We start from the raw sequence: 19,513 nt of genomic DNA, 5'->3' as shown, positions 1-19,513 counted from the left end.
CGCTCAGGCTCCCTCGCGGCGGATGGGGTTGACCAGCGTGCCGATGCGCTCGATGGCGATCTCGATTACGTCGCCGTCCTTCATCCACACCGGCGGCGTGCGCGCCTGGCCGACGCCGGCCGGTGTGCCCATGACGATGACGTCACCCGGCTCCAGGGTCAGGCAGTCGGACAGCAGGGAGATGGTCTCGGCGACGCTCCAGATCATGTCGGTGGTGGACGCGTCCTGCATGACCAGACCGTTCAGCCGGCTCTGGATGCGCAGGCCGGTGGCGCCGGGCGCCAGTTCATCGGCCGTGACCAGCACCGGGCCGAAGCCGCCGGTGGCGTCGAAGTTCTTGCCGATGGTCCACTGCGGCGTGCGCTTCTGGTAGTCGCGCACCGACATGTCGTTGAAGCAGGTGTAGCCGAACACGTACTGCAGCGCGTCGGCCTGGCTCACGTGGCGCGGCACCTTGGCGCCGATGACCAGGGCCAGCTCGGCCTCGTAGTCGAACTTCTCCGACACGCTGGGCAACTGGCCCGCCGCACCGTGACCGATCAGCGAGCTCTTGCCCCGGAAGAAGAACCAGGGGTATTCGGGCTTCTCGCGGCCGCCTTCCTTGGCGTGGTCGTAGTAGTTCAGGCCCAAGCAGATGGTCTTGCCGGGCTCGGGCACCAGCGGCGCGAGTGTCAGCTCGGCCAGCGGCAGCCGCGGCGCGCCGCTCGCCAGTGCGGCGCCGGCGGCAGCGGTCAGGTCCACGCCCGCTTCGAGCGCGGCGCGCAGGTCGGCCGGCACCTGCGGCTGGGCGGCGTTCAGGTCGATGACGTGCTCGCCATCGACCAGGCCCAGGCGGGTGCGGCCATCGGCGGTGGCAAAGGTGGTGAATTTCATGGCGGTGAGGGCCTCAAGTCGGGATGAAGAAGACGCTGCGCTGCGCGGCTTTCAGCGCGGCGCTGGGTGGGGCGGAGATGCCCCATTGGTCGACGCGGCCGGGCGGCCAGGTCCAGTCGGCGGGGCCGCCGACGGCGTAGCTGTCATCGATCTGCTCGACCTCGGCCGTGTATTCGATGACCTCGCCGAAGGGGCCGATGAAGTAGTTGAAGGCGTTGTTGCCGGGGCCATGCCGGCCCGGGCCCCACTCGATGGCGTGGCCGGCATCGCGCATGCGACCGCCGCCGCGCATGACGGCGTCGAGGTCGGGCATGAGGAATGCGATGTGGTTGAGCGCGTCGTTGTCGGCGTCGCCCAGCGCCAGCGTGTGGTGGTCGCGGTCGCAGTTCAGGAAGGCCATGATGCGCGTGCGGTCCGCCAGCGTGAAGCCCAGCGCCCGTTCGATCCAGGCCTGGCTGGCGGGCAGTGCATGGCTGTTCAGCACCGCATGGGCGAGGCGGACGGGGCGGTCGGGCTCGTCGGCGGTGTCGGTGTGGCGGGCGTCGCCGTGGACGACCTGGAAGAGGCGGCCTTCGGGGTCGCGCACGGTCAGGCCTGTGCCGCCATCGGGCTCGGCGATGGGGGCCAGGGCCTGCTGCACGCGGCCACCGGCCGCGGTGGCCGCGCGGGCGATCTCGGCCAGGGCCGCTTCGCTGCGGGCGCGCAGCGTGACCTGGCGGATGGCCAGCGTGTCGGCGGCGTGCAGCGCCAGCAGGTGATGGTCGGCACCCGTGCCGCGCAGGTAGATGGCGTCGGCCGTGCGGGCGGCGACCTTGAGGCGCCAGACGTCGGTGTAGAAGCTTTCCGCGCGTGCCAGGTCGGGCACATCGAGGGCCACGCTGCGCAGCCCGCTGATCCAGCGTGAACTCATGGATGAACCTTGGGAGTGAGACCGAGGAAGCGCTCGGCGTTGCCATGCAGCAGCGCGGTCACGGTGGCGTCGTCGAAGCCGGCGGCCTCGACGCGCTGCGCCGGCGTGCGGTCATGGAAGTTGAAGGGGTGGTCGCTGCCCAGCATCAGCTGGCTCGCGCCGAAGCGCTCCACCAGATGGCGCAGCGTGGCGTCGTCGAACACCAGCGTGTCGAAGAACAGCTTGCGGGCCTGCTCGACGGGCGGCGCCTGCAATTGCTCGCGCAGTGCCGGGAACACCTGCCAGCCCTGCTGCAGGCGCGGCAGCAGCATCGCCAGCGTGCCGCCGCCGTGGCTGAAGGCCAGGCGCAGCCGTGGGCAGGCCAGCAGCAGGTTGGCGGTGATGACCGAGGCGGCCGCCAGGCCCACGTCGCTGGGGTAGGCCAGCACCTGTTGCAGCGGCGCGGGGCCGACGAGGCGGTCCATGCCGGTGGGCTTGAGGGCGTGCACGAAGACCGGCACGTCCAGCGCCTCGCAGGCCTGGAAGAAGGGCAGGAAGCGCGGGTCGCCGATGGGCACGCCGTTGACGTTGCTGCCCAGCTCCACGCCCACCAGGCCCAGCGCCTGCACGGCGTGCTGCAGCTCGGCGATGGCGAGGTCCAGGTCCTGCAGCGGCACGGCGGCCAGGCCCAGCAGCGCGCAGCCGCTGTTGGCCGCCATGGCGGCGGTCTGCTCGTTCAGGTAGCGCAGCAGCGGCTGTGCGTCGGCCGCGTCCAGCCAGTAGCTGAGCAGCTCGGGCATGGGCGAGATGACTTGCCGGCTGAGCCCCATGCCGGGCAGGTCGGCCAGGCGGCGCGGCGTGCTCCAGCACTTCTCGGACACGGTGCGGTATTGCTTGCCGGCAATCATCACGTGGCGGTGGCACAGGCCGCCCTGGCTGGGGGCGGCAATGGTGGACGGCCAGCTGGCCGGCACATGCGCGCCGAGGTAGGTCGGAAAGTGCTCGGGCACCACATGCGCATGCACGTCGATGCCGCGGCAGGCGCAGGCTTGCAGGGTCATGCGGCGACCAGGCCCGCGGCCCGCACGCCCGCGATGCAGATGGCCTCGTCCTCGTCGCCGCTGCCGCCGGAGGCGCCGACGGCACCGAGCACGCGGCCGGCCTGATCCTTGATGAGCACGGCGCCGGTTTGCGGCAGGAAGCGGCCTTGCGCCGTGTCCGCCAGCGTGGTGAAGAAATGGGGGTTGCCCTTGGCGCGCTCGGCGAGCACGCGGCTGGACACGCCCATGCCGACCGCGCCCCAGGCCTTGCCCGTGGCGATGTCGATGCGGAACATGCTGGCGCCGTCCTCGCGCTGGGCGGCCTTCAGGTGGCCGGCCTCGTCCAGCACCACCACGGCCATGGGCGCATGGCCGGCGGCGCGGGCCGCGGCGAGCGCGGCGGACAGCAGGGTGTTTGCCTGCGCCAGGGTCAGCGGGGTCATGGGTGTCGTCTCCGGGTGAGCCTCTTGGCCCGACGGGCGCGAGGCATTGCTTTGCACTGGCGGCGACTCTAGGAAAATGCCTTCAATTCATCCAGATGATGGGGTGGATATTTAGAATCCACGAAATGGATATATCCAAGGTCGACCTGAATCTGCTGGTGAGCTTTGACGCGATGGCGGAGCACCGCAGCGTCACGCGCGCCGGCGAGGCCATCGGGCTGAGCCAGCCCGCCATGAGCGCCGCGCTGAACCGGCTGCGTGCGCTGTTCGGCGACCCGCTGTTCGTCAAGACCGGCAGCCACATGGAGCCGACGCTTCGGGCGCAGACGCTGGCGCCGCACGTGCGGCGCGTCGTGGAGACGGTGAAGACCGAGATCCTGAACAGCGCCGAGTTCGACCCTGCCACCAGCGAGCGCACCTTCACGCTGATCACGCCGGACATCGGCGAGATGCATTTCGTGCCGCCGCTGCTGGCCTTTCTCGCCAAGGCCGCGCCGCATCTGCGCCTGCGCGTCGTGTCGCGCCCGCGGCTGGCGGCGTCGGAGGCGCTGGCCTCGGGCGCGGCCGATCTGGCGGTGGGCTACTTCCCCGACCTGGACAGCGCCGAGTTCTTCCGCCAGAAGCTGTTCGACAACCACCATGTCTGCATCGTGCGGCGCGACCATCCGCATGTGGGCGAGGGCCCGCTCAGCGTGGACCGCTACCTGGCCATGCGCCACGTGCTGGTCAAGCCCGAGGGGCGTGCCCACGTGTTCGAGCAATACCTGCAGCAGCAGGGCCTCAAGCGCGACGTGGCGCTGGAGATCTCGCACTTCATGAGCCTGCCGCCCATCATCGAAAGCAGCGACCTCATCGCCACCGTGCCACGCGACCTGGCCGACATCTGCTCGCGCTATGCCGAGCTGCGCATCGTCGAGACGCCGGTGAAGGCGCCGGTGATCCCGGTGCACCAGTTCTGGCACCGGCGCGCGCACAAGGACGCGGCCACCGTGTGGCTGCGGGCCAGCATCCAGAAGCTGTTCGCCGCCTGATCACCGCCTGACGGCCTGGCCCCGGCCCCGGCGCCGCGTCAGGGCCGCGGCAGCCAGCCCTGCACGGCCGCGATGACCTGATCCGGCCGCTCGCGGTGCGGCACATGGCCCGTGTCGGCCAGCAAGGCCAGCTGCGCCGGGCCGCCGGCGAGTCGGCCGATCATCCGGGGGTGCAGTGCCGACCCGTACTCGTCGTCGGCACCGTGGATCGCCAGCACCGGGCATGCCAGGCGCGGCAGCACGTCCGCCAGCGACCAGGCCGCGAAGGCCGGGCTGAGCCAGGTCTGCAGCCATGCATCCAGCACCCAGCGAGCCTTGTCGCCGTGGTGTCGGGCCAGGCGTTCCATCTGCTCCGCGGCCTCGAACTGCGCCTGGGCGGCCAGCAGCCCCTGCACCGTTCTGTCTTCGACGAAGGCCTGTGCCGACTCGGTGATCAGCGCCTCGCAGCCCGCCGCCAGTTCGGCCGCGCAGTGCACCGCCATGCCGCCGCCCACGCTATGGCCGAACACGGCGAAGCGCGTGATGCCCAGCTGCGCCAGCACGACCGGAAAGAAGCGCTGCGCCTCGTCGGCGATGAAGTCCAGTGGCATCGCGCCGGCCCGCGCATCGGAGCACCCGAAGCCCAGCCGGTCGTAGGCGACGACGCGGCGGCCGGTGGCTTTGCACAAGGCCGCCGGGAAGTCCCGCCACAGCGCCACGCAGCCCAGCGAATCGTGCAGCAGCACGAGGGGTGCGCCGGCGGCCTCGCCCGGCGGCGCCCATGAGCGTGCGAAGAGCCTGCCGCGCGGATGAAGAACCCAGTGATCGTCGACCTGCATCCCGCGATCATCCCAGCCCGGCCATACTTGCCCGGATGAGCTTCGCCCGCCATCTCCTGCCTCTGGCCCTGCTCGCCGCCGCAGCAGCGGCCACCGCAGGCTGCGACCGCACGCCGCTGCCGCCCGCCACCGCGCCGGTGCCGCACCGCATCCTGTTCGTCGGCAACAGCTTCCTGCACGGCCATGCGCCGCCGGTGCTGCACTACAACGCGGCGCGTGTGACGGACCTGAACGGCAGCGGCTACGGGGGCGTGCCGGGCGTGTTCAAGCAGCTGGCGGACGAGGCGGGCGTGTCCGTCGACGTGGCCAGCGAGCTCGTCAGCGGCCAGACGCTGCAGTTTCACCTCGACGAGAAGCACGCGTTGATCGCCAGCCGGCCCTGGGACATCGTCGTGTTGCAGGAGTACAGCACGCTGAGCCCGCGCAAGCCCGGAGACGCCACGGCCTTCGTGGCTGCGGCCGGCAGGCTGCAGGCCCTGGTGCAGGTGGTCAATCCCGCCGCTCGCGTCCACCTGCTTGAAACCTGGGCGCGCGCCGATCAGGTCTACCGCACGCCCGGCGGCCGCTGGGCGGGCATGACCCTGGAAGCCATGCAGGGCGACCTGCACGCGGCCTATGCTCTGGCCGCGGCGCGCGCCGGCTGCATCGCCGGCGTGCTGCCGGTGGGTGATGCGGCGCTGCGCGCCGTGCAGGAAGGCGTTGCCGACCGCGATCCCTATGACGGCATCACGCCCGGGCAAGTCAACCTGTGGGGCGACGACAGCTATCACCTCAGCGCCTGGGGCAGCTATCTGGAGGCGCTGGTCATCTTCGGCCAGCTCACCGGCCGTGACCCGGCCAGCCTGGGGGCGGCGAGCCGCGCGGGGCGCGAGCTGGGCCTGAGCCCTGCGCAGATCGACGCGGCGCAGGGCGTGGCCTCGCGCCAGCTGCGCGCTAGCGCATCGCCCGCTTCGCCGACAAGGCCATGAAGACGGCGAACACGACGACGACCACGAGGCCCGCCGTCAGCGACGAGTGCTCGGCGACGAGGCCGATCAGCGGCGGGCCGGCCATCATGCCGAGATAGCCCACGCCCGACACGGCAGCGATGCCGTGGGCCGACGACACCCCCGGCACCTTCGACGCCGCGCTGAACAACACCGGCACCACATTGCTCAGCCCCAGGCCCACGAGGGCGAAGCCGAGCAGCGCGACGGTGGGCGAGGGCAGGGCCAGCGCGAGGGCCATCCCGGCCGCGGCCAGCACGCCGCTGGCGCGCATCAGCCCGGCGCCGGAAATGTGCGCGCGCACCCAGTCGCCGCCGAAGCGGCCTGCCGCCATCGCGCCGCTGAAGCTGGCATAGGCCAGGGCCGCCGTGCTGGCCTCGCTGGCACGCTCCTGCTTCATGAAGAGCACGCTCCAGTCGTACATCGCGCCCTCGGCGATCAGGCCCATGGAGGCCAGCACGCCCAGCAGCAGCAGCGGGCCGCGCGGCAGGCTGAGCGGATGTTTTTCTTCGGCGGCCTTCTCGGGCACGGGCAGCATGGCGCGGCTGGCCAGCAGTGTGACGACCGCGCCCAGGCCCGTGGCGACGAGCAGATGCGCCTGCGGCGACAGGCCCAGCGCAGGTGCCGCGCTGCCCAGGCCGGCGCCGGCCATGCCGCCGAGGCTGAACATGCCGTGGAAGCCGCTCATCAGGGGCTTGGCCGCAAGGTGCTCGATCTCGGTGGCCTCGGTGTTGATGGCCACGTCCATCAGGCTGCCGGTGATGCCGAAGACCAGCATCACCGCCAGCAGCGCCGCGTAGGCCGACCCCGCCAGCAGGCAGGCGATGGAGGCGCAGCAGGCCACGCCCATGACGGCGGACACGGCCCGCGGCCCCCAGCGGCCGACGACGCGGCCGGCCTGGGCCAGGGCCATCAGCGCGCCGACGCCGCCGGACAGCATTGCGAGGGCCAGCGCCTGCTCGCCCAGGCCGTAGTGGCCCTTGACGGTGGGCACGTGCACGCCCCAGGTTGCGAACATCACGCCGAGCACGAAGAACTGCGCGCGCAGCGCGCGCGATGCGCCGACGACCGGATTCATCGGGCGCCCGCGCTGATGCGGGTGAAGAAGTCGTAGACGCCCTGGTCGCCCATCTTGCGGGCATCGGCCAGCTCGCCGCCTTCGGTCGCGTAGAGCAGTCGGCCCTGCGGCGACAGCACGGCCACGGCGGGGATGCCCTTCTTCAGCGGCACGCGGTAGCTCTCGGCGATGTCGACGTTGCGGTCGAAGCGGCCCACGTCCACCTTGACGACCTTGAAGCTCCTGGCGATCAGCGGGGCGCTGGGCCCGTGCTTGAAAGTGGCGTCCAGCATGCGGCAGTCGCCACACCAGTTGGCGCCGAAGACGACGAGGACGGGCAGCCGGGCCTGGGCGGCCTCGGCCAGCGTCGCGTGGATGGTGGCCTTGGCGTCGGCCGCTTCGTCGTAGATGGGGGGCGGGCCGCCGGCGGTGGCGGCGAGGCTGGTGGCGAGGAGGAGGGCGGCAGTCAGTAAACGCATGGGACGAGTCGCGGCATCAGGGCGTGCAGCGCAGTATGGAGCAGGAAATTGGAAGCGATTCCAATCGAATTACCGGGAGGCCTGCTCGAAGAAGCGCCAGATCACGTCGTTGGCGTCCAGGGCCCGCGACGCTGCCGGCCTGCCGTGGCGCACGCTGTCGGCGCCGGGCCAGGAATGGCCGCCGGTCTCGGTGACGCAGAGCTGCACGGCCACGCCGCCGGCACAGCTGTCGTAGGCCTCGCAGCTGGCGCCGGCCGCGTCCAGCGTGCGCCGCGGCGGGGCGGCGCAGTGGTCGCGCTGCACCCAGCGCGACACGGTCTCGGGCACGGACACGAAGGCCATCACCTGGCCCTCGTCGCGGAAGGCTTTCGGGCCGGCGCCGCCGTTGAAGAGCACGTGGTCGTCGTCGCGGGCGTGGATGTGCAGCACGGAGATCGGCTTGCCCGGCGTGCAGCTGGCGGTGGCGTCGGTGCCGGCCACCGAGGCCACGGCGCGGAAGACGTCGGCCGCCTCGCAGGCCAGGCGGTGGCTGAGCATGCCGCCGTTGGACATGCCGGTGGCGAAGACGCGGCTGGCGTCGATGCTGTAGCGAGCTTGCAGCGCCGCGACCACGGCGCGGGCGAAGGCCACGTCGTCGATGTGGCGGTCGCGCGCATCGCCGCAGCAGCCCCCGGCGTTCCAGGTGGCAAATTTCCCGCCCGGCAGCTTGCTGTAGCCGTTGGGAAAGGCGACGACGAAGCCGGCCTCGTCGGCCTTGCGCTGCAGGCCGTACTTCGTGTCGTCGGCCATGTACTCGGCATGGCCGCCGCCGCCGTGCAAGGCCAGCACCAGCGGCGCGGGCCGGGCGGCGTCATAACCCGCCGGCAGGTGGACGAGCACCTTGCGGCCCTGCACCTGCAGCTCCTGCAGGCCACCCGCGGCGGGTGTGCCGCGCTCGGCGCGCCGCTGTTCGATGCGGGCCTTGAGCCGGTCGCGCAGCGTGTCCTGGGCCTGGGCCTGGGCCTGGGCTGCAGGCAGCAGCACGAGCAGGGCCAGGGCCGACGCCAGCGCCCGCATCGGCCTAGCCTCCGCCGCCGAGCGCCCGGTACAGGGCCACGAGGTTCTGCGCGCGCTGGCTCTGCACCTGCACCAGCGTCTGCTGCACGGCGAACAGCGAGCGCTGTGCGTCCAGCCGGTCCAGGGCGCTGGAAACGCCGGCGGTGTAGCGCTGCTCTGCCGCGGCAAGGCGGCGCGTCTCGGCGTCCACCTGGGCGGTCAGGGCCGCGCGCTGCTCGGCCAGCGTGGCGCGGCTGCTCAGCCCGTCGGACACCTCGCGGAAGGCGGTCTGGATGGCCTTCTCGTACTGGGCCAGCGCGACGTCGCGGCTGGCGCGCGCGCCGCTCAGGTTGGCGCGGTTGCGGCCGGCGTCGAAGATCGGCTGCACCAGTTGCGGCGCAAAGCTCCAGGCCGAGTTCTTGAACAGGTCCGACAGATGGCCGCTGGCCGTACCGACCTGGCCGGTCAGCGTGATGCGCGGCCAGAAGGCGGCGCGGGCGGCGTCGATGTTGGCATCGGCCGCGCCGAGGGCGAACTCGGCCTGGCGGATGTCGGGCCGGCGCGTCAGCACCTCGGCGGGCAGGCCGGCGGGCAGCTCGGCCAGGGGCTCGAAGTCGGCCAGGTCGCCGGTGGGGGCCGGCAGGTCGGCCGGCAGCGGGCCACCGATGAGCAGGGCCAGCGCGTTCTCGTCCAGCGCGCGCTGGCGCTGGGCCTGGGCCAGCACCGCACGGGCGGCCTGCCAGGAGGATTCGGCCGCGCGCAGGTCCAGCTCGCCGGACACGCCGCCGTCAAAGCGCTGGCGGGTCAGCGACAGCGACTGCTCGCGCGTGGCGAGGGTGTCGCGCGTGAGCTTGAGCAGGGCCGCGTCGGCCTGCAGTGCGATCTCGGCATTGGCCACGCTGGCGACCAGGGCCGTGCGCACGGCCTGCTGGGCCGATTGCGCGGCCAGCACCTGGCCGGCAGCGGCGGCGCTCAAGCCCCGCAGGCGGCCGAACAGGTCCAGCTCATAGGCCGAGACCTGCAGGCCGGCCGTGTAGAGGCTGTTGATGCCGCCGGCCGCCGTGGGCGTGCGCGAGCCGCTCAGGCCCGCGTTGACGGTGGGCCAGAGGTCGGCGTCGCGGGTCTGGGCGGTGGCGCGCGCCGTCTCGATGTTGAGCACCGCCACGCGCAGGTCGCGGTTGTTGGCCAGGGCCAGCGGGATGAGCTTCTGCAGCCGCGCGCCCCGGAAGGCCTGGGCCCAGGGCAGCTCGGCGGCGGCCGTCGCGCCGGGGCCGCCGGGCTGCGGGAACGTGGTCGGCACCGCCGCGGCGGCGGCCTCGGAGGCCACCGGGCGCCTGGGCTCCGGGCCGGCGCAGGCGGCCAGCAGTGCAGCCAGGGCGATCAGGGAGAGGGATGTCTTCATGCCTGGCCTCCCGACTCTTCCTCGCTCTCGTGGGCATCGCGCCTGCGCTGCCTTTCGCTGCCCGGGAAGAAGCGCCGCACGACGACGAAGAACACCGGTACGAAGAACACCGCGAACAGCGTCGCCGAGATCATGCCGGCCATGACGCCGGTGCCGATGGCACGCTGGCTGGCCGAGCCCGCGCCGCTGGCCAGCACCAGCGGCAGCACGCCGAGGATGAAGGCGAGCGACGTCATGATGATGGGACGGAAGCGCAGGTGTGCGGCTTCGCGCACGGCGTCGAACACGCTTCGGCCGTGGGCCTGCAGGTCCTTGGCGAACTCGATGATGAGCACGGCGTTCTTGGCCGACAGGCCGATGATGGTGATCATGCCGACCTTGAAGTAGACGTCGTTCTCCAGGCCGCGGAAGTTGGCGCCCAGCACCACGCCCAGCACGCCCAGCGGCACGACGAGCAGCACGGCCAGCGGGATGCTCCAGCTCTCGTACAGCGCGGCCAGGCACAGGAACACGGCCAGCAGCGAGAAGCCGAACAGGATGAAGGCGGTGGAGCCCGAGAGCTTCTCCTCGCGCGACTGGCCGGTCCACTCGTAGCCGAAGCCGTCGGGCAGGGTGGCCGCGATCTTCTCCATCTCGGCGATGGCCACGCCGGTGGACACGCCCTTGGCCGGTTCGCCCAAGATGCGCATGGCCGGGTAGCCGTTGTAGCGCACGGTCTGCATGGCGCCGGTGATCCACTTGCTGCTGGCGAAGGCGGACAGCGGCACCGGCTGGCCGGAGCTGTTCAGCACGTTCAGGCGCAGCAGGTCCTCGGGCTGCATGCGCGCCGGGGCGTCGGCCTGCACGATGACGCGCTGCAGCCGGCCGGCGTTGGGGAAGTCGTTCACGTAGCTGGAGCCCAGCGAGGTGCCCAGCACCGCGTTGACGGCGCCGATGTTGACGCCCAGCGCCTGGGCGCGGTCGCGGTCGATGTCCAGCTGCAGCTGGGCGGCGTCTTCCAGGCCGTCGGGGCGCACGGCGGTCAGCAGCGGGTTCTTGGCGGCGGCACCCAGCAGCTGGTTGCGCGCGGCCAGCAGCTCGGCGCGGGTGTGGCCGCTGCGGTCCTGCAGGCGGAAGGCGAAGCCGTTGGCGCGGCCCAGGTCGCGGATGGGCGGCGGGCTGGTGGGGAAGATGATGGCGTCGCGCACCTTGCTCAGCGCGCCGAAGGCACGCGCGGCCAGGGCCTGCGCCGAATGCTCGGCGCCGTGGCGCTCGTCCCAGGGCTTGAGGGTGACGAAGGCCAGGCCCGCGTTCTGCCCGGCGCCCGAGAAGCTGAAGCCGACCACGCCGACCATGCTCTCCACCTCGGGCTGGGCCAGCATGTAGCCCTCGACCTGCTTGACGACCTCCAGCGTGCGGGCCTGCGTGGCCCCCGGCGGCAGCTGGATGTTGACGAGGATGTTGCCCTGGTCCTCGTTCGGCACGAAGGACGTGGGCAGCTTCTGGAACATCAGCACCGCGGCGGCGATGACGGCGGCGTAGACGAAGGCCATGCGCACGCCGCGGTGGATGAAGCGGGACACCCAGCCCTCATAGCCCTTGGCCGTGCGCGCGAAGCCGCGGTTGAACCAGCCGAAGAAGCCGCGCTTCTCCATGTGATGGCCGGCCTCCACGGGCTTGAGCAGCGTGGCGCACAGCGCCGGCGTGAGCGACAAAGCGAGGAAGGCCGAGAAGGCGATGGCCGAGACCATCACCGCCGAGAACTGGCGGTAGATGTTGCCGATGGAGCCGCTGAAGAAGGCCAGCGGCACGAACACCGAGATCAGCACCACCGTCACGCCGACGATGGCGCCGGAGATCTGGCTCATGGCCTTGCGCGTGGCCTTGAGGGGCGACAGCCCCTCCTCGCTCATGATGCGCTCGACGTTCTCCACCACGACGATGGCGTCGTCCACCACGATGCCGATGACCAGCACCATGCCGAACATCGTCAGCACGTTGATGGAGAAGCCCAGCGCCAGCAGCGTGGCGAAGCTGCCCAGCAGCGCGATGGGCACCACCAGCGTCGGGATCAGCGTGTAGCGGATGTTCTGCAGGAACAGGAACATCACCAGGAACACCAGCACGACGGCCTCCACCAGCGTCTCGACGACCTGCGAGATGGAGATGTCGATGAACAGCGAGCTGTCGTAGGGGATGCTGGCCTTCACGCCGGCCGGGAAGTAGGGCTGCAGCTGCTTCAGGCGCTGCTTGATGAGCTTGGCCGTCTGCAGCGCGTTGGCCGACGGCGCGAGCTGCACGCCCACGCCCACCGAAGGCGTGCCGTTCAGCCGCGTGGAGCGGCCGGTGTAGCTGTCGGCACCGAGCTCGACGCGGGCCACGTCCTTGAGGCGCACGGTGGAGCCGTCGGCGTTGGCACGCAGCACGATGTTGCGGAACTGCTCGACGTTGGTGAGCTGGCCACGCACCACGACGGTGGCGGCGATGGGCTGGCCGGGCACATTGGGTAGGTCGCCGATGGAGCCGGAGCTGACCTGGGCGTTCTGGGCCTGGATGGCGGCGTTCACGTCGGCCGGTGCCAGGCGGTAGCCGACCAGCTTGGCCGGGTCCAGCCAGATGCGCATGGCGCGCTCGGTGCCGAACAGCAGGCCCTGGCCGACGCCGGGCACCCGCTGGATCTCGGGCAGCACGGTGCGCGAGGCGTAGTCGCCCAGCGCGATCGGGTCGAAGGCCGGGTTGTCGCTGGACAGGATGATGAAGAGCAGGAAGTTGGGGTTGGCCTTGTCCACCCGCACGCCCTGCTGGATGACCGCCTGCGGCAGCCGCGGCTGGGCGCGGGCGTAGCGGTTCTGCACGTCCACCTGGGCCAGGTCGGGGTTGGTGGCCGGGTCGAAGCTCATCGTCAGCGAGCCGGTGCCGTCGGCCTGGGCCACGGCCTCCATGTAGATGAGGCCGGGCGAGCCGTTCATCTCGCGCTCGATGACGGAGATGACCGAGTCCTCCAGCGTCTGCGCCGACGCGCCCGGGTAGCTGACCGACAGCACGATGGAGGGCGGCGCCACCGGCGGGTACTGCGCGATCGGCAGCTGCGTGACCGCGACGCCGCCGAGGACCGTGATGAAGAGGGCGATGACCCAGGCGAAGATGGGCCGGTTGATGAAGAACTGCGCCATGTCGGGTCAGCCCTTCGAGGCGGCCGAAGCGGGCGCGGCCGGGGCCGCCGGCGTCCAGGGCACGGGCCGCGCCTTGCCGCCGGCCTTGGCCTTCTGCAGACCGTCCACGATGACCTTCTCGCCGGCCTTCAGACCGCTGAGGATCAGCGCCTTGCCGTCCTGGGCCGGGCCGAGCTTGACGGGGCGCGCGCTCACCGCCCCGTCATCGGCCACCACCAGCACCGTCTCGCCTGTCGCGCCGCGGGCCACGGCCTGCTGGGGCAGCCAGACGGCGCCGTCCACTTCGGCCTGGGCCAGGCGCACGCGCACGTAGAGGCCCGGCAGCAGCAGGCCTTTGGGGTTGGGCAGCTCGGCGCGCAGCGTGATCTGGCCGGTGGCGGCGTCCACGCTGAGGTCGGAGAACAGCAGCTTGCCCGGCTGGGCGTAGACGCTGCCGTCTTCCATCAGCACCTGCACCTTGGCCGCGTCCTTGCCGGCGCTCTGCAGCCTGCCGTCCGCCAGGGCCTGGCGCAGCCGCATGACCTCGGCGGCCGACTGCGTGAAGTTGACGTAGAGCCGGTCCACCTGCTGCACCACGGCCAGCGGCGTGGCCTCGCCCTGGCCCACCAGCGCGCCTTCGGTGACGAGGGCGCGGCCGATGCGGCCGGCGATCGGCGAGCTGACGGCCGCGTATCCGAGGTTGATCTGGGCCGTCTGCACGGCGGCTTTGCCGGCGGCCACGTCGGCCTTGGCCTGGCCGGCGGCGGCCTGTGCGTTCAGCGCTTCCTGCTGGCTGACGGCCTGGGTCTTGGCCAGCGGCGCGTAGCGGTCGGCCAGGGCCTGGGCCTGCACGAGATTGGCTTCGGCGCGGGCGAGCTGGGCCTGCGCGCTGGCGAGGGCGGCGCGGTAGGGCGCGGCGTCGATCTCGAACAGGGCCTGGCCGGCCTTCACGTCGCTGCCTTCGGTGAACAGGCGCTTTTGCAGGATGCCGGCCGCGCGGGCGCGCACCTGGGCGACGCGGTAGGCCTCCAGGCGACCGGGCAGTTCGGCGGCCAGGTCGGCCCGGCCCGGCGTGACCGTGACGACGCCCACCTCGGGCGGCGGCGGCGCGGCGGCCGGGGTCTGGCTGGCGGAGGGGCTGCATCCCTGCAGGCCGGCGCCCAGACCCGTCAACAGCACGACCATCGCGCCCAGCCCCGCCTTGCTACCCCGTGCCAACTTCATCATTGCGTCCTGTTCGACTTGCTTGTGCCGATCCTGCCCCGGCGCCGACCCTGGCGCGCGAAGCAAAACCGGCGACTTTAGCCATGCAATCGCTTTCACGTCGGTGAAGCAACGCAAAGCCCTGGGCCGGATGAGCTCAGCTCGCCGACGCCTGCAACGCCGCCAGCCGCGCACGCTGCACGGCACGGCCGATGTCCGGCCCCTTGGCGCCGCGGGCCATGGCCTCGGCGCTGGCGGCGGCGAGGTCGACCTGCTGCGTGGCGGCCAGGTCGGCGGCCAGCCGCTCGCGTTGCGGGTAGTCACGGTCCTCCAGGCCCAGGCGGCCGCGGGCATCGCATTCGCAGGCCCACAGCAGTTCGGCGAAGCGCTCCGGCCGGCGCCAGGCGTCGCAGCGCTCCAGCAGGCGCAGCCGGGCTTCGGGGCCGAAGCTGCTGCTCTGGTGCACATGGGTGTGCTCGCGGGCCACCAGCTCGGCCAGCTCGCGGCAGTCGTTCGGCACCTTCCAGCGCGCGCTCACGCTGCGCGCGAGCTTCTCGCTGCGCCCCTCGTGGCCGATGTGGCGCGGCAGTTCCTCCTGGCGCGTGGTGCCCTTGCCGAGGTCGTGGCAGAGGCAGGCGTAGCGCACGGTCAGCGGCGCATGCAGCCGGGCGCACTGGTCCAGCACCATCAGCAGGTGGATGCCGGTGTCGATCTCCGGGTGGTGGGCTTCAGGCTGGGGCACGCCGAACAGGGCCTCGACCTCGGGGAGCAGCCGGGCCAGCGCGCCGGCCTCGCGCAGCACCTCGAACATGCGCGATGGCCTGGCCTCCATCAGCCCGCGAGAGAGTTCCTGCCAGACGCGCTCGGCCACCAGCGCGTCCACCTCGCCGGCGGCCACCATCGCACGCATCAGCCCGACGGTCTCGGGGGCGATGCCGAAGTCCGCGAAGCGCGCCGCGAAGCGGGCCAGGCGCAGGATGCGCACGGGGTCTTCGGCAAAGGCGGGCGAGACGTGGCGCAGCACTTTGGCCTGCAGGTCGCGCTGGCCGCCGTGGGGGTCGATGACCCGGCCGGCGGCGTCCAGGGCCATCGCGTTGATCGTCAGGTCGCGGCGCGCCAGGTCCTGCTCCAGCGTCACGTCGGGCGCCGTGTGGAAGGCGAAGCCGTGATAGCCCGCCGCCGTCTTGCGCTCGGTGCGGGCCAGCGCCACTTCCTCGTGGGTCTCGGGGTGCAGGAAGACCGGGAAGTCCTTGCCGACGGGCTGGTAGCCGGCGGCGAGCAGGTCCTGCGGCGACGCGCCGACGACGACCCAGTCGTGGTCCTGCACCGACAGGCCAAGCAGGCGATCGCGCACGGCGCCGCCGACGAGATAGGTCTGGAATGGAGGCATCGCCCGCATTCTGCGGCCACACTCGCGGCATGCAGATCCTCAGCGAACACCGCTGCTTCGGCGGCACCCAGCGCTTTCTCCAGCACGACTCGGCCGAGACGGGGTTGCCGATGCGCTTCGCCCTCTTCACGCCGCCCGAGCCGCGGGCGCTGCTGGTCTTCCTTGCCGGCCTGACCTGCACGGAAGAGACCTTCACGATGAAGGCCGGCGCGCAGCGGCTGGCGGCCGAATCGGGCCTGGCCCTGCTGATGCCCGACACCAGCCCGCGCGGCGCGGGCGTGGCCGGCGAGAGCGAGAGCTGGGACTTCGGCGTCGGCGCCGGCTTCTATCTCGACGCCACCCGCGCGCCCTGGGCGAAGCACTGGCGCATGGAGAGCTGGCTGATGAAGGAGCTGCTGCCCCTCGTGCAGCGCGAGACGGGCCTCGCCAGGGCGGGCCTGTTCGGCCACTCGATGGGCGGCCATGGCGCGCTGACGCTGGCGCTGCGCCATCCAGGTCGCTTCGCTTCGCTGTCGGCCTTTGCGCCCATCGCCGCGCCCATGCAATGCCCCTGGGGAGAGAAGGCATTCAGCGGCTATCTGGGCGAGGACCGCAGCGCCTGGGCCGCGCACGACGCCAGTGCCCTGATGCGCGCGCAGACGGCGGTGCCCTACCCCGGCGGCATCCTCATCGACCAGGGGCTGGCCGACAAGTTCCTGGCCGAGCAGCTCCACCCCGAGGCCTTCGAGGCCGCCTGCGCTGCCGTCGGCCAGCCACTGACTTTGCGCCGTCACGCGGGCTACGACCACGGCTATTACTTCATCGCCAGCTTCGTCGACGACCACCTGCGGCATCACGCGCGGGCCCTGACTTGACCCTCGGGGGACAATCCCCCGAATGGCAGTCCTCTCCCTCACCAACGCCCACCTCGCCTTCGGCCACGTTGCCCTGCTTGACGGCGCCAATTTCTCGCTGGAGACCGGCGAGCGCGTCGGCCTCATCGGCCGCAACGGCACGGGCAAGTCCTCGCTGCTGAAGATCCTCGCCGGCCTGGAAAAGCTCGACGACGGCCTGCTGCAGCAACAGCAGGGCCTCACCAACGTCTACGTGCCTCAGGAGCCCGAGCTGCGCGCTGACGCGACCATTTTCGACGTCGTCAGCGAGGGTGTGGCCGAGGCCAAGGCCCTGCGCGAACGCTACGAGCGCCACGACGAAAACGACGACCTGGCCTGGGTGCAGGAGCGCATCGAGCACATCGGCGCCTGGAACTGGGAGCAGCGCGTGGACGAAACGCTGCATCGCCTGGGGCTGGACGGCTCGCGCCTCGTGGGCAGCCTGTCGGGCGGCCTGAAGAAGCGCGTGGCCCTGGGCCGGGCGCTCGTGGCCCAGCCCGATGTGCTGTTGCTGGACGAGCCGACCAACCACCTGGACCTGGACGCGATCACCTGGCTGGAAGGCCTGCTGAACGACTTCAAGGGCTCGCTGCTGCTGATCACCCACGACCGCCAGTTTCTGGACAACGTGGCCAACCGCATCGTCGAGCTGGACCGCGGCCAGCTGCGCGGCTACCCGGGCAACTTCGCCGCCTTCCAGGCTGCCAAGGCCTATGAGCTGGAGAACGAGGCCCTGGCCAATGCGCGCTTCGACAAGGTGCTGGCGCAGGAGGAGGTGTGGATCCGCAAGGGCGTGGAAGCGCGGCGCACGCGCTCCGTCGCCCGCATCCAGCGCCTGGAAGCCATGCGCCTGCAGCATGCGGCGCGGCGCGACGTGCAGGGCAAGGTCAGGTTGGACATCGACACCGGACAGAGCAGCGGCAAGATCGTCGCGGAGCTGGAGGACGTGTCCAAGAGCTTCGGCGACCGCGCCATCGTGCGCGGCTTCTCGTCCACCATCCTGCGCGGCGACAAGGTGGGCCTCATCGGCCCCAACGGCGCTGGCAAGACGACGCTCCTGAAGATGATCCTCGGCGAGCTGCCGCCCGACAGCGGCACGGTGCGCCTGGGTTCGCGGCTGACGGTGGCCTATTTCGACCAGATGCGCGACACGCTGAACCTGGACGCGACGCTGGCCGACACCATCAGCCCGGGCTCGGAGTGGATCGAGATCGGCACGCAGAAGAAGCATGTGAAGAGCTACCTCGGCGACTTCCTGTTCTCGCCCGCGCGGGCCAACTCGCCGGTGCGCACGCTGAGCGGCGGCGAGCGCAACCGCCTGCTGCTGGCGCGCCTGTTCGCGCGGCCGGCCAATGTGCTGGTGCTGGACGAGCCCACCAACGACCTCGACATCGAGACGCTGGAACTGCTGGAGGAGCTGCTGGCCGACTACGACGGCACGGTCTTCCTCGTCAGCCACGACCGGCGTTTCCTGGACAACGTCGTCACCTCCACCATCGTCTACGAGGGCGACGCGCGCTGGCGCGAGTACGAGGGCAGCGTGCAGGACTGGCTGACGCAATCCAGGCGTGCGAGTGCGATCCAGGCGCAGCAGGCCAAGGCCGCGCCGGCCGCCGCCGCACCCACACCGCCGCCCGCGCCCGAGCCGGCTCCTGTCGTCGCCACCAAGCGCAAGCTCAGTTACAAGGAGCAGCGCGAGCTCGACGAGATCCCCAAGCAGATCGCCGCGCTGGAGGCCGAGCAGACCCAGCTGAATGCGCTGATCACCGGCAGCGAGCTCTACACCCAGGGCGCCAAGCGCATCGCCGAGGTGACCGACAGGGCGGCCGAGATCGACACCGAACTGCTGGCACTGATGGAGCGCTGGGAAGTGCTGGAAGCCAAATGAACGCCTTGCACCAGGAGTGGCTGGCCCTGCAGGCGCAGCACGAGCGCTACGAGGCGCTGGCCCTGGGCGTGAAGCTGGTCGCCTTCGCCGCGACCGTGCTCGTCCCGGACAACTCGCTGGCCCTGGCGTTGCTGGCCTTGCTGTGGCTGCAGGAGGCCGTGCTCAAGACCTTCCAGGGGCGGCTGGGCGAGCGCCTGCTGGTCGTCGAGGCGGGGCTGAGGGCCGGTGGAGACGTGACCGCGATGCAATTGCACAGCGACTGGCTTGCGAGCCGGCCGCGCGGCCCGGGCCTGGCCGGGCAATACCTGAAGAGCGCCCTGCGCCCGACGGTGGCGCTGCCTTACCCGCTGCTGATGCTGCTGGTGGTTGCGGTCTAGGCCGGCTGCAGCTTGGCCACCGGCACAAAGCTGTTCTGGCCCTTGAGCTGGACGACGGTTTCACCCTGGCGGTGCACGACGTACTGCGCCACGTGCACGGCGCCGTTGAAACGCACCTTGTCGCCAGGCTTGATGACGGGCTGAGGCGGGATGACGGGCAGCACCGGCCGGGCGGGGCGCATCGGGTCGCGCACCTGGCCGTGAAGGCCGGGTGAATTCTTGGCCAGGAGGTCAAGCGAACGGTGCACCTCGGCCTTGAGCTGCTCGGCCGTGAAGGGCTTCTTCAGCAGGAAGTGGGCGCCATGGGCCTCGGCTTCGAACTCGTGCTCGGGCGTCACCTCGAAGCTCAGCAGCGACAGGTACAGCGAGGGCTGCACCGCGCGCAGGCGCTGGTAGAGCTGGATGCCGGTCAGCGGCGCCTTGGCAAACCAGTCGGTGATCAGGAAATGGGGCTTGAAGGTCAGGCCCTGGGCCAGGGCCGTGTCGGTGTCGGCGCAACAGAGGATGCCGTCGGCGGCAAAACCTCGGCCCAGCAGCAGTTGTCGTGCAAAGGTTTGCACCCCAGCCAGGGGATCTACAACGAGAAATTTCAAGGGGTT

The 19,513-nt window shown here is 71.3% G+C and carries 18 protein-coding genes; 5 read left to right on the top strand and 13 right to left on the bottom strand.

The annotated features are described in order from the left end of the window. Positions 1-3 precede the first annotated feature (3 nt). Genes AC07VX_RS03370 through AC07VX_RS03355 form a run of 4 tightly spaced genes read right to left on the bottom strand, consistent with a single transcriptional unit; the run spans position 4 to position 3,245 of the window. On the bottom strand, positions 4-873 hold the full coding sequence (locus AC07VX_RS03370) for a fumarylacetoacetate hydrolase family protein (protein ID WP_493163121.1): 870 nt from the start codon (positions 871-873) through the stop codon (positions 4-6). Positions 874-886: 13 nt separating this feature from the next. Next, positions 887-1,783 carry a VOC family protein gene (locus AC07VX_RS03365; protein WP_493163122.1) on the bottom strand — a complete coding sequence of 299 codons (897 nt, stop codon included), beginning with the start codon at positions 1,781-1,783 and terminating at the stop codon, positions 887-889. Then, positions 1,780-2,823 carry an amidohydrolase family protein gene (locus AC07VX_RS03360; RefSeq protein ID WP_493163123.1) on the bottom strand — a complete coding sequence of 348 codons (1,044 nt, stop codon included), beginning with the start codon at positions 2,821-2,823 and terminating at the stop codon, positions 1,780-1,782. The genes AC07VX_RS03365 and AC07VX_RS03360 overlap by 4 nt, the downstream gene beginning before the upstream one ends. Beyond that, positions 2,820-3,245, bottom strand: coding sequence for a GlcG/HbpS family heme-binding protein (locus AC07VX_RS03355; RefSeq protein WP_493163124.1), 426 nt, complete (start codon positions 3,243-3,245; stop codon positions 2,820-2,822). The genes AC07VX_RS03360 and AC07VX_RS03355 overlap by 4 nt, the downstream gene beginning before the upstream one ends. Before the next feature lie 125 nt (positions 3,246-3,370). Between AC07VX_RS03355 and AC07VX_RS03350 the strand changes: the two genes are divergently transcribed. After that, complete coding sequence (locus tag AC07VX_RS03350; protein WP_493163125.1) at positions 3,371-4,276, top strand: LysR family transcriptional regulator; 906 nt, start codon at positions 3,371-3,373, stop codon at positions 4,274-4,276. Between the two features lie 38 nt (positions 4,277-4,314). Here the strand turns inward: AC07VX_RS03350 and AC07VX_RS03345 are convergent, their stop codons facing one another. Then, on the bottom strand, positions 4,315-5,094 hold the full coding sequence (locus AC07VX_RS03345; RefSeq protein WP_493163126.1) for an alpha/beta fold hydrolase: 780 nt from the start codon (positions 5,092-5,094) through the stop codon (positions 4,315-4,317). A 35-nt stretch (positions 5,095-5,129) separates the two neighbouring features. Between AC07VX_RS03345 and AC07VX_RS03340 the strand changes: the two genes are divergently transcribed. Next, positions 5,130-6,062, top strand: a complete 933-nt coding sequence (locus AC07VX_RS03340) for a PEP-CTERM sorting domain-containing protein (protein ID WP_493163127.1) — start codon at positions 5,130-5,132, stop codon at positions 6,060-6,062. Here the strand turns inward: AC07VX_RS03340 and AC07VX_RS03335 are convergent. From AC07VX_RS03335 to AC07VX_RS03305, 7 genes are all read right to left on the bottom strand, one after another. Continuing rightward, the gene (locus AC07VX_RS03335; RefSeq protein WP_493163128.1) at positions 6,028-7,158 is read right to left on the bottom strand and encodes an MFS transporter; all 1,131 of its coding nucleotides are present in this window, start codon (positions 7,156-7,158) and stop codon (positions 6,028-6,030) included. The two genes, AC07VX_RS03340 and AC07VX_RS03335, sit on opposite strands and share 35 nt — an antisense overlap. Continuing rightward, positions 7,155-7,616: a thioredoxin family protein gene (locus tag AC07VX_RS03330; protein WP_493163129.1), complete on the bottom strand. Its 462-nt coding sequence runs from the start codon at positions 7,614-7,616 to the stop codon at positions 7,155-7,157. Before AC07VX_RS03330 ends, AC07VX_RS03335 begins: the two co-directional genes overlap by 4 nt. 69 nt (positions 7,617-7,685) lie before the next feature. Then, a complete protein-coding gene (locus tag AC07VX_RS03325) occupies positions 7,686-8,672 on the bottom strand; it encodes an extracellular catalytic domain type 1 short-chain-length polyhydroxyalkanoate depolymerase (RefSeq protein ID WP_493163130.1) in 987 nt (328 codons plus the stop codon). A gap of 4 nt (positions 8,673-8,676) precedes the next feature. Beyond that, the gene (locus tag AC07VX_RS03320; protein ID WP_493163131.1) at positions 8,677-10,053 is read right to left on the bottom strand and encodes an efflux transporter outer membrane subunit; all 1,377 of its coding nucleotides are present in this window, start codon (positions 10,051-10,053) and stop codon (positions 8,677-8,679) included. Beyond that, a complete protein-coding gene (locus AC07VX_RS03315) occupies positions 10,050-13,205 on the bottom strand; it encodes an efflux RND transporter permease subunit (protein ID WP_493163132.1) in 3,156 nt (1,051 codons plus the stop codon). Before AC07VX_RS03315 ends, AC07VX_RS03320 begins: the two co-directional genes overlap by 4 nt. A gap of 6 nt (positions 13,206-13,211) precedes the next feature. Beyond that, the gene (locus AC07VX_RS03310) at positions 13,212-14,408 is read right to left on the bottom strand and encodes an efflux RND transporter periplasmic adaptor subunit (protein ID WP_493163133.1); all 1,197 of its coding nucleotides are present in this window, start codon (positions 14,406-14,408) and stop codon (positions 13,212-13,214) included. Positions 14,409-14,544: 136 nt separating this feature from the next. Then, entirely contained in the window at positions 14,545-15,777 is a 1,233-nt protein-coding gene (locus AC07VX_RS03305; protein WP_493163134.1) for a multifunctional CCA addition/repair protein, read from the bottom strand. Positions 15,778-15,806: 29 nt separating this feature from the next. Between AC07VX_RS03305 and fghA the strand changes: the two genes are divergently transcribed. From fghA to AC07VX_RS03290, 3 genes are read left to right on the top strand one after another with little or no spacing between them, the layout of a single operon-like run. Further along, positions 15,807-16,631 carry an S-formylglutathione hydrolase gene (fghA, locus tag AC07VX_RS03300; protein WP_493163135.1) on the top strand — a complete coding sequence of 275 codons (825 nt, stop codon included), beginning with the start codon at positions 15,807-15,809 and terminating at the stop codon, positions 16,629-16,631. A gap of 22 nt (positions 16,632-16,653) precedes the next feature. Continuing rightward, positions 16,654-18,537 (top strand): ATP-binding cassette domain-containing protein, encoded by a 1,884-nt coding sequence (locus AC07VX_RS03295; protein WP_493163136.1) that lies wholly within the window; start codon positions 16,654-16,656, stop codon positions 18,535-18,537. Further along, positions 18,534-18,914: a hypothetical protein gene (locus AC07VX_RS03290; RefSeq protein WP_493163138.1), complete on the top strand. Its 381-nt coding sequence runs from the start codon at positions 18,534-18,536 to the stop codon at positions 18,912-18,914. Before AC07VX_RS03295 ends, AC07VX_RS03290 begins: the two co-directional genes overlap by 4 nt. Here the strand turns inward: AC07VX_RS03290 and AC07VX_RS03285 are convergent. Further along, positions 18,911-19,507: a hypothetical protein gene (locus tag AC07VX_RS03285; RefSeq protein ID WP_493183858.1), complete on the bottom strand. Its 597-nt coding sequence runs from the start codon at positions 19,505-19,507 to the stop codon at positions 18,911-18,913. The genes AC07VX_RS03290 and AC07VX_RS03285 overlap by 4 nt on opposite strands. Positions 19,508-19,513: the final 6 nt, after the last annotated feature.

Source organism: Roseateles sp. GW821-FHT03B02, assembly GCF_059421025.1.
The sequence above is the reverse complement of the archived record's forward strand: the minus strand, read 5'-3'. Positions and strand labels throughout refer to the sequence as shown.

What these genes read in the sequence shown, in the direction of transcription:
- AC07VX_RS03330 (WP_493163129.1), bottom strand. Translation starts at nt 7,616, where the DNA reads ATGCGTTTACTGACTGCCGCCCTCCTCCTCGCCACCAGCCTCGCCGCC.
- AC07VX_RS03350 (WP_493163125.1), top strand. Translation starts at nt 3,371, where the DNA reads ATGGATATATCCAAGGTCGACCTGAATCTGCTGGTGAGCTTTGACGCG.
- AC07VX_RS03365 (WP_493163122.1), bottom strand. Translation starts at nt 1,783, where the DNA reads ATGAGTTCACGCTGGATCAGCGGGCTGCGCAGCGTGGCCCTCGATGTG.
- AC07VX_RS03320 (WP_493163131.1), bottom strand. Translation starts at nt 10,053, where the DNA reads ATGAAGACATCCCTCTCCCTGATCGCCCTGGCTGCACTGCTGGCCGCC.
- AC07VX_RS03325 (WP_493163130.1), bottom strand. Translation starts at nt 8,672, where the DNA reads ATGCGGGCGCTGGCGTCGGCCCTGGCCCTGCTCGTGCTGCTGCCTGCA.
- AC07VX_RS03315 (WP_493163132.1), bottom strand. Translation starts at nt 13,205, where the DNA reads ATGGCGCAGTTCTTCATCAACCGGCCCATCTTCGCCTGGGTCATCGCC.
- AC07VX_RS03345 (WP_493163126.1), bottom strand. Translation starts at nt 5,094, where the DNA reads ATGCAGGTCGACGATCACTGGGTTCTTCATCCGCGCGGCAGGCTCTTC.
- fghA (WP_493163135.1), top strand. Translation starts at nt 15,807, where the DNA reads ATGCAGATCCTCAGCGAACACCGCTGCTTCGGCGGCACCCAGCGCTTT.
- AC07VX_RS03295 (WP_493163136.1), top strand. Translation starts at nt 16,654, where the DNA reads ATGGCAGTCCTCTCCCTCACCAACGCCCACCTCGCCTTCGGCCACGTT.
- AC07VX_RS03335 (WP_493163128.1), bottom strand. Translation starts at nt 7,158, where the DNA reads ATGAATCCGGTCGTCGGCGCATCGCGCGCGCTGCGCGCGCAGTTCTTC.
- AC07VX_RS03355 (WP_493163124.1), bottom strand. Translation starts at nt 3,245, where the DNA reads ATGACCCCGCTGACCCTGGCGCAGGCAAACACCCTGCTGTCCGCCGCG.
- AC07VX_RS03305 (WP_493163134.1), bottom strand. Translation starts at nt 15,777, where the DNA reads ATGCCTCCATTCCAGACCTATCTCGTCGGCGGCGCCGTGCGCGATCGC.
- AC07VX_RS03290 (WP_493163138.1), top strand. Translation starts at nt 18,534, where the DNA reads ATGAACGCCTTGCACCAGGAGTGGCTGGCCCTGCAGGCGCAGCACGAG.
- AC07VX_RS03310 (WP_493163133.1), bottom strand. Translation starts at nt 14,408, where the DNA reads ATGAAGTTGGCACGGGGTAGCAAGGCGGGGCTGGGCGCGATGGTCGTG.
- AC07VX_RS03340 (WP_493163127.1), top strand. Translation starts at nt 5,130, where the DNA reads ATGAGCTTCGCCCGCCATCTCCTGCCTCTGGCCCTGCTCGCCGCCGCA.
- AC07VX_RS03360 (WP_493163123.1), bottom strand. Translation starts at nt 2,823, where the DNA reads ATGACCCTGCAAGCCTGCGCCTGCCGCGGCATCGACGTGCATGCGCAT.
- AC07VX_RS03370 (WP_493163121.1), bottom strand. Translation starts at nt 873, where the DNA reads ATGAAATTCACCACCTTTGCCACCGCCGATGGCCGCACCCGCCTGGGC.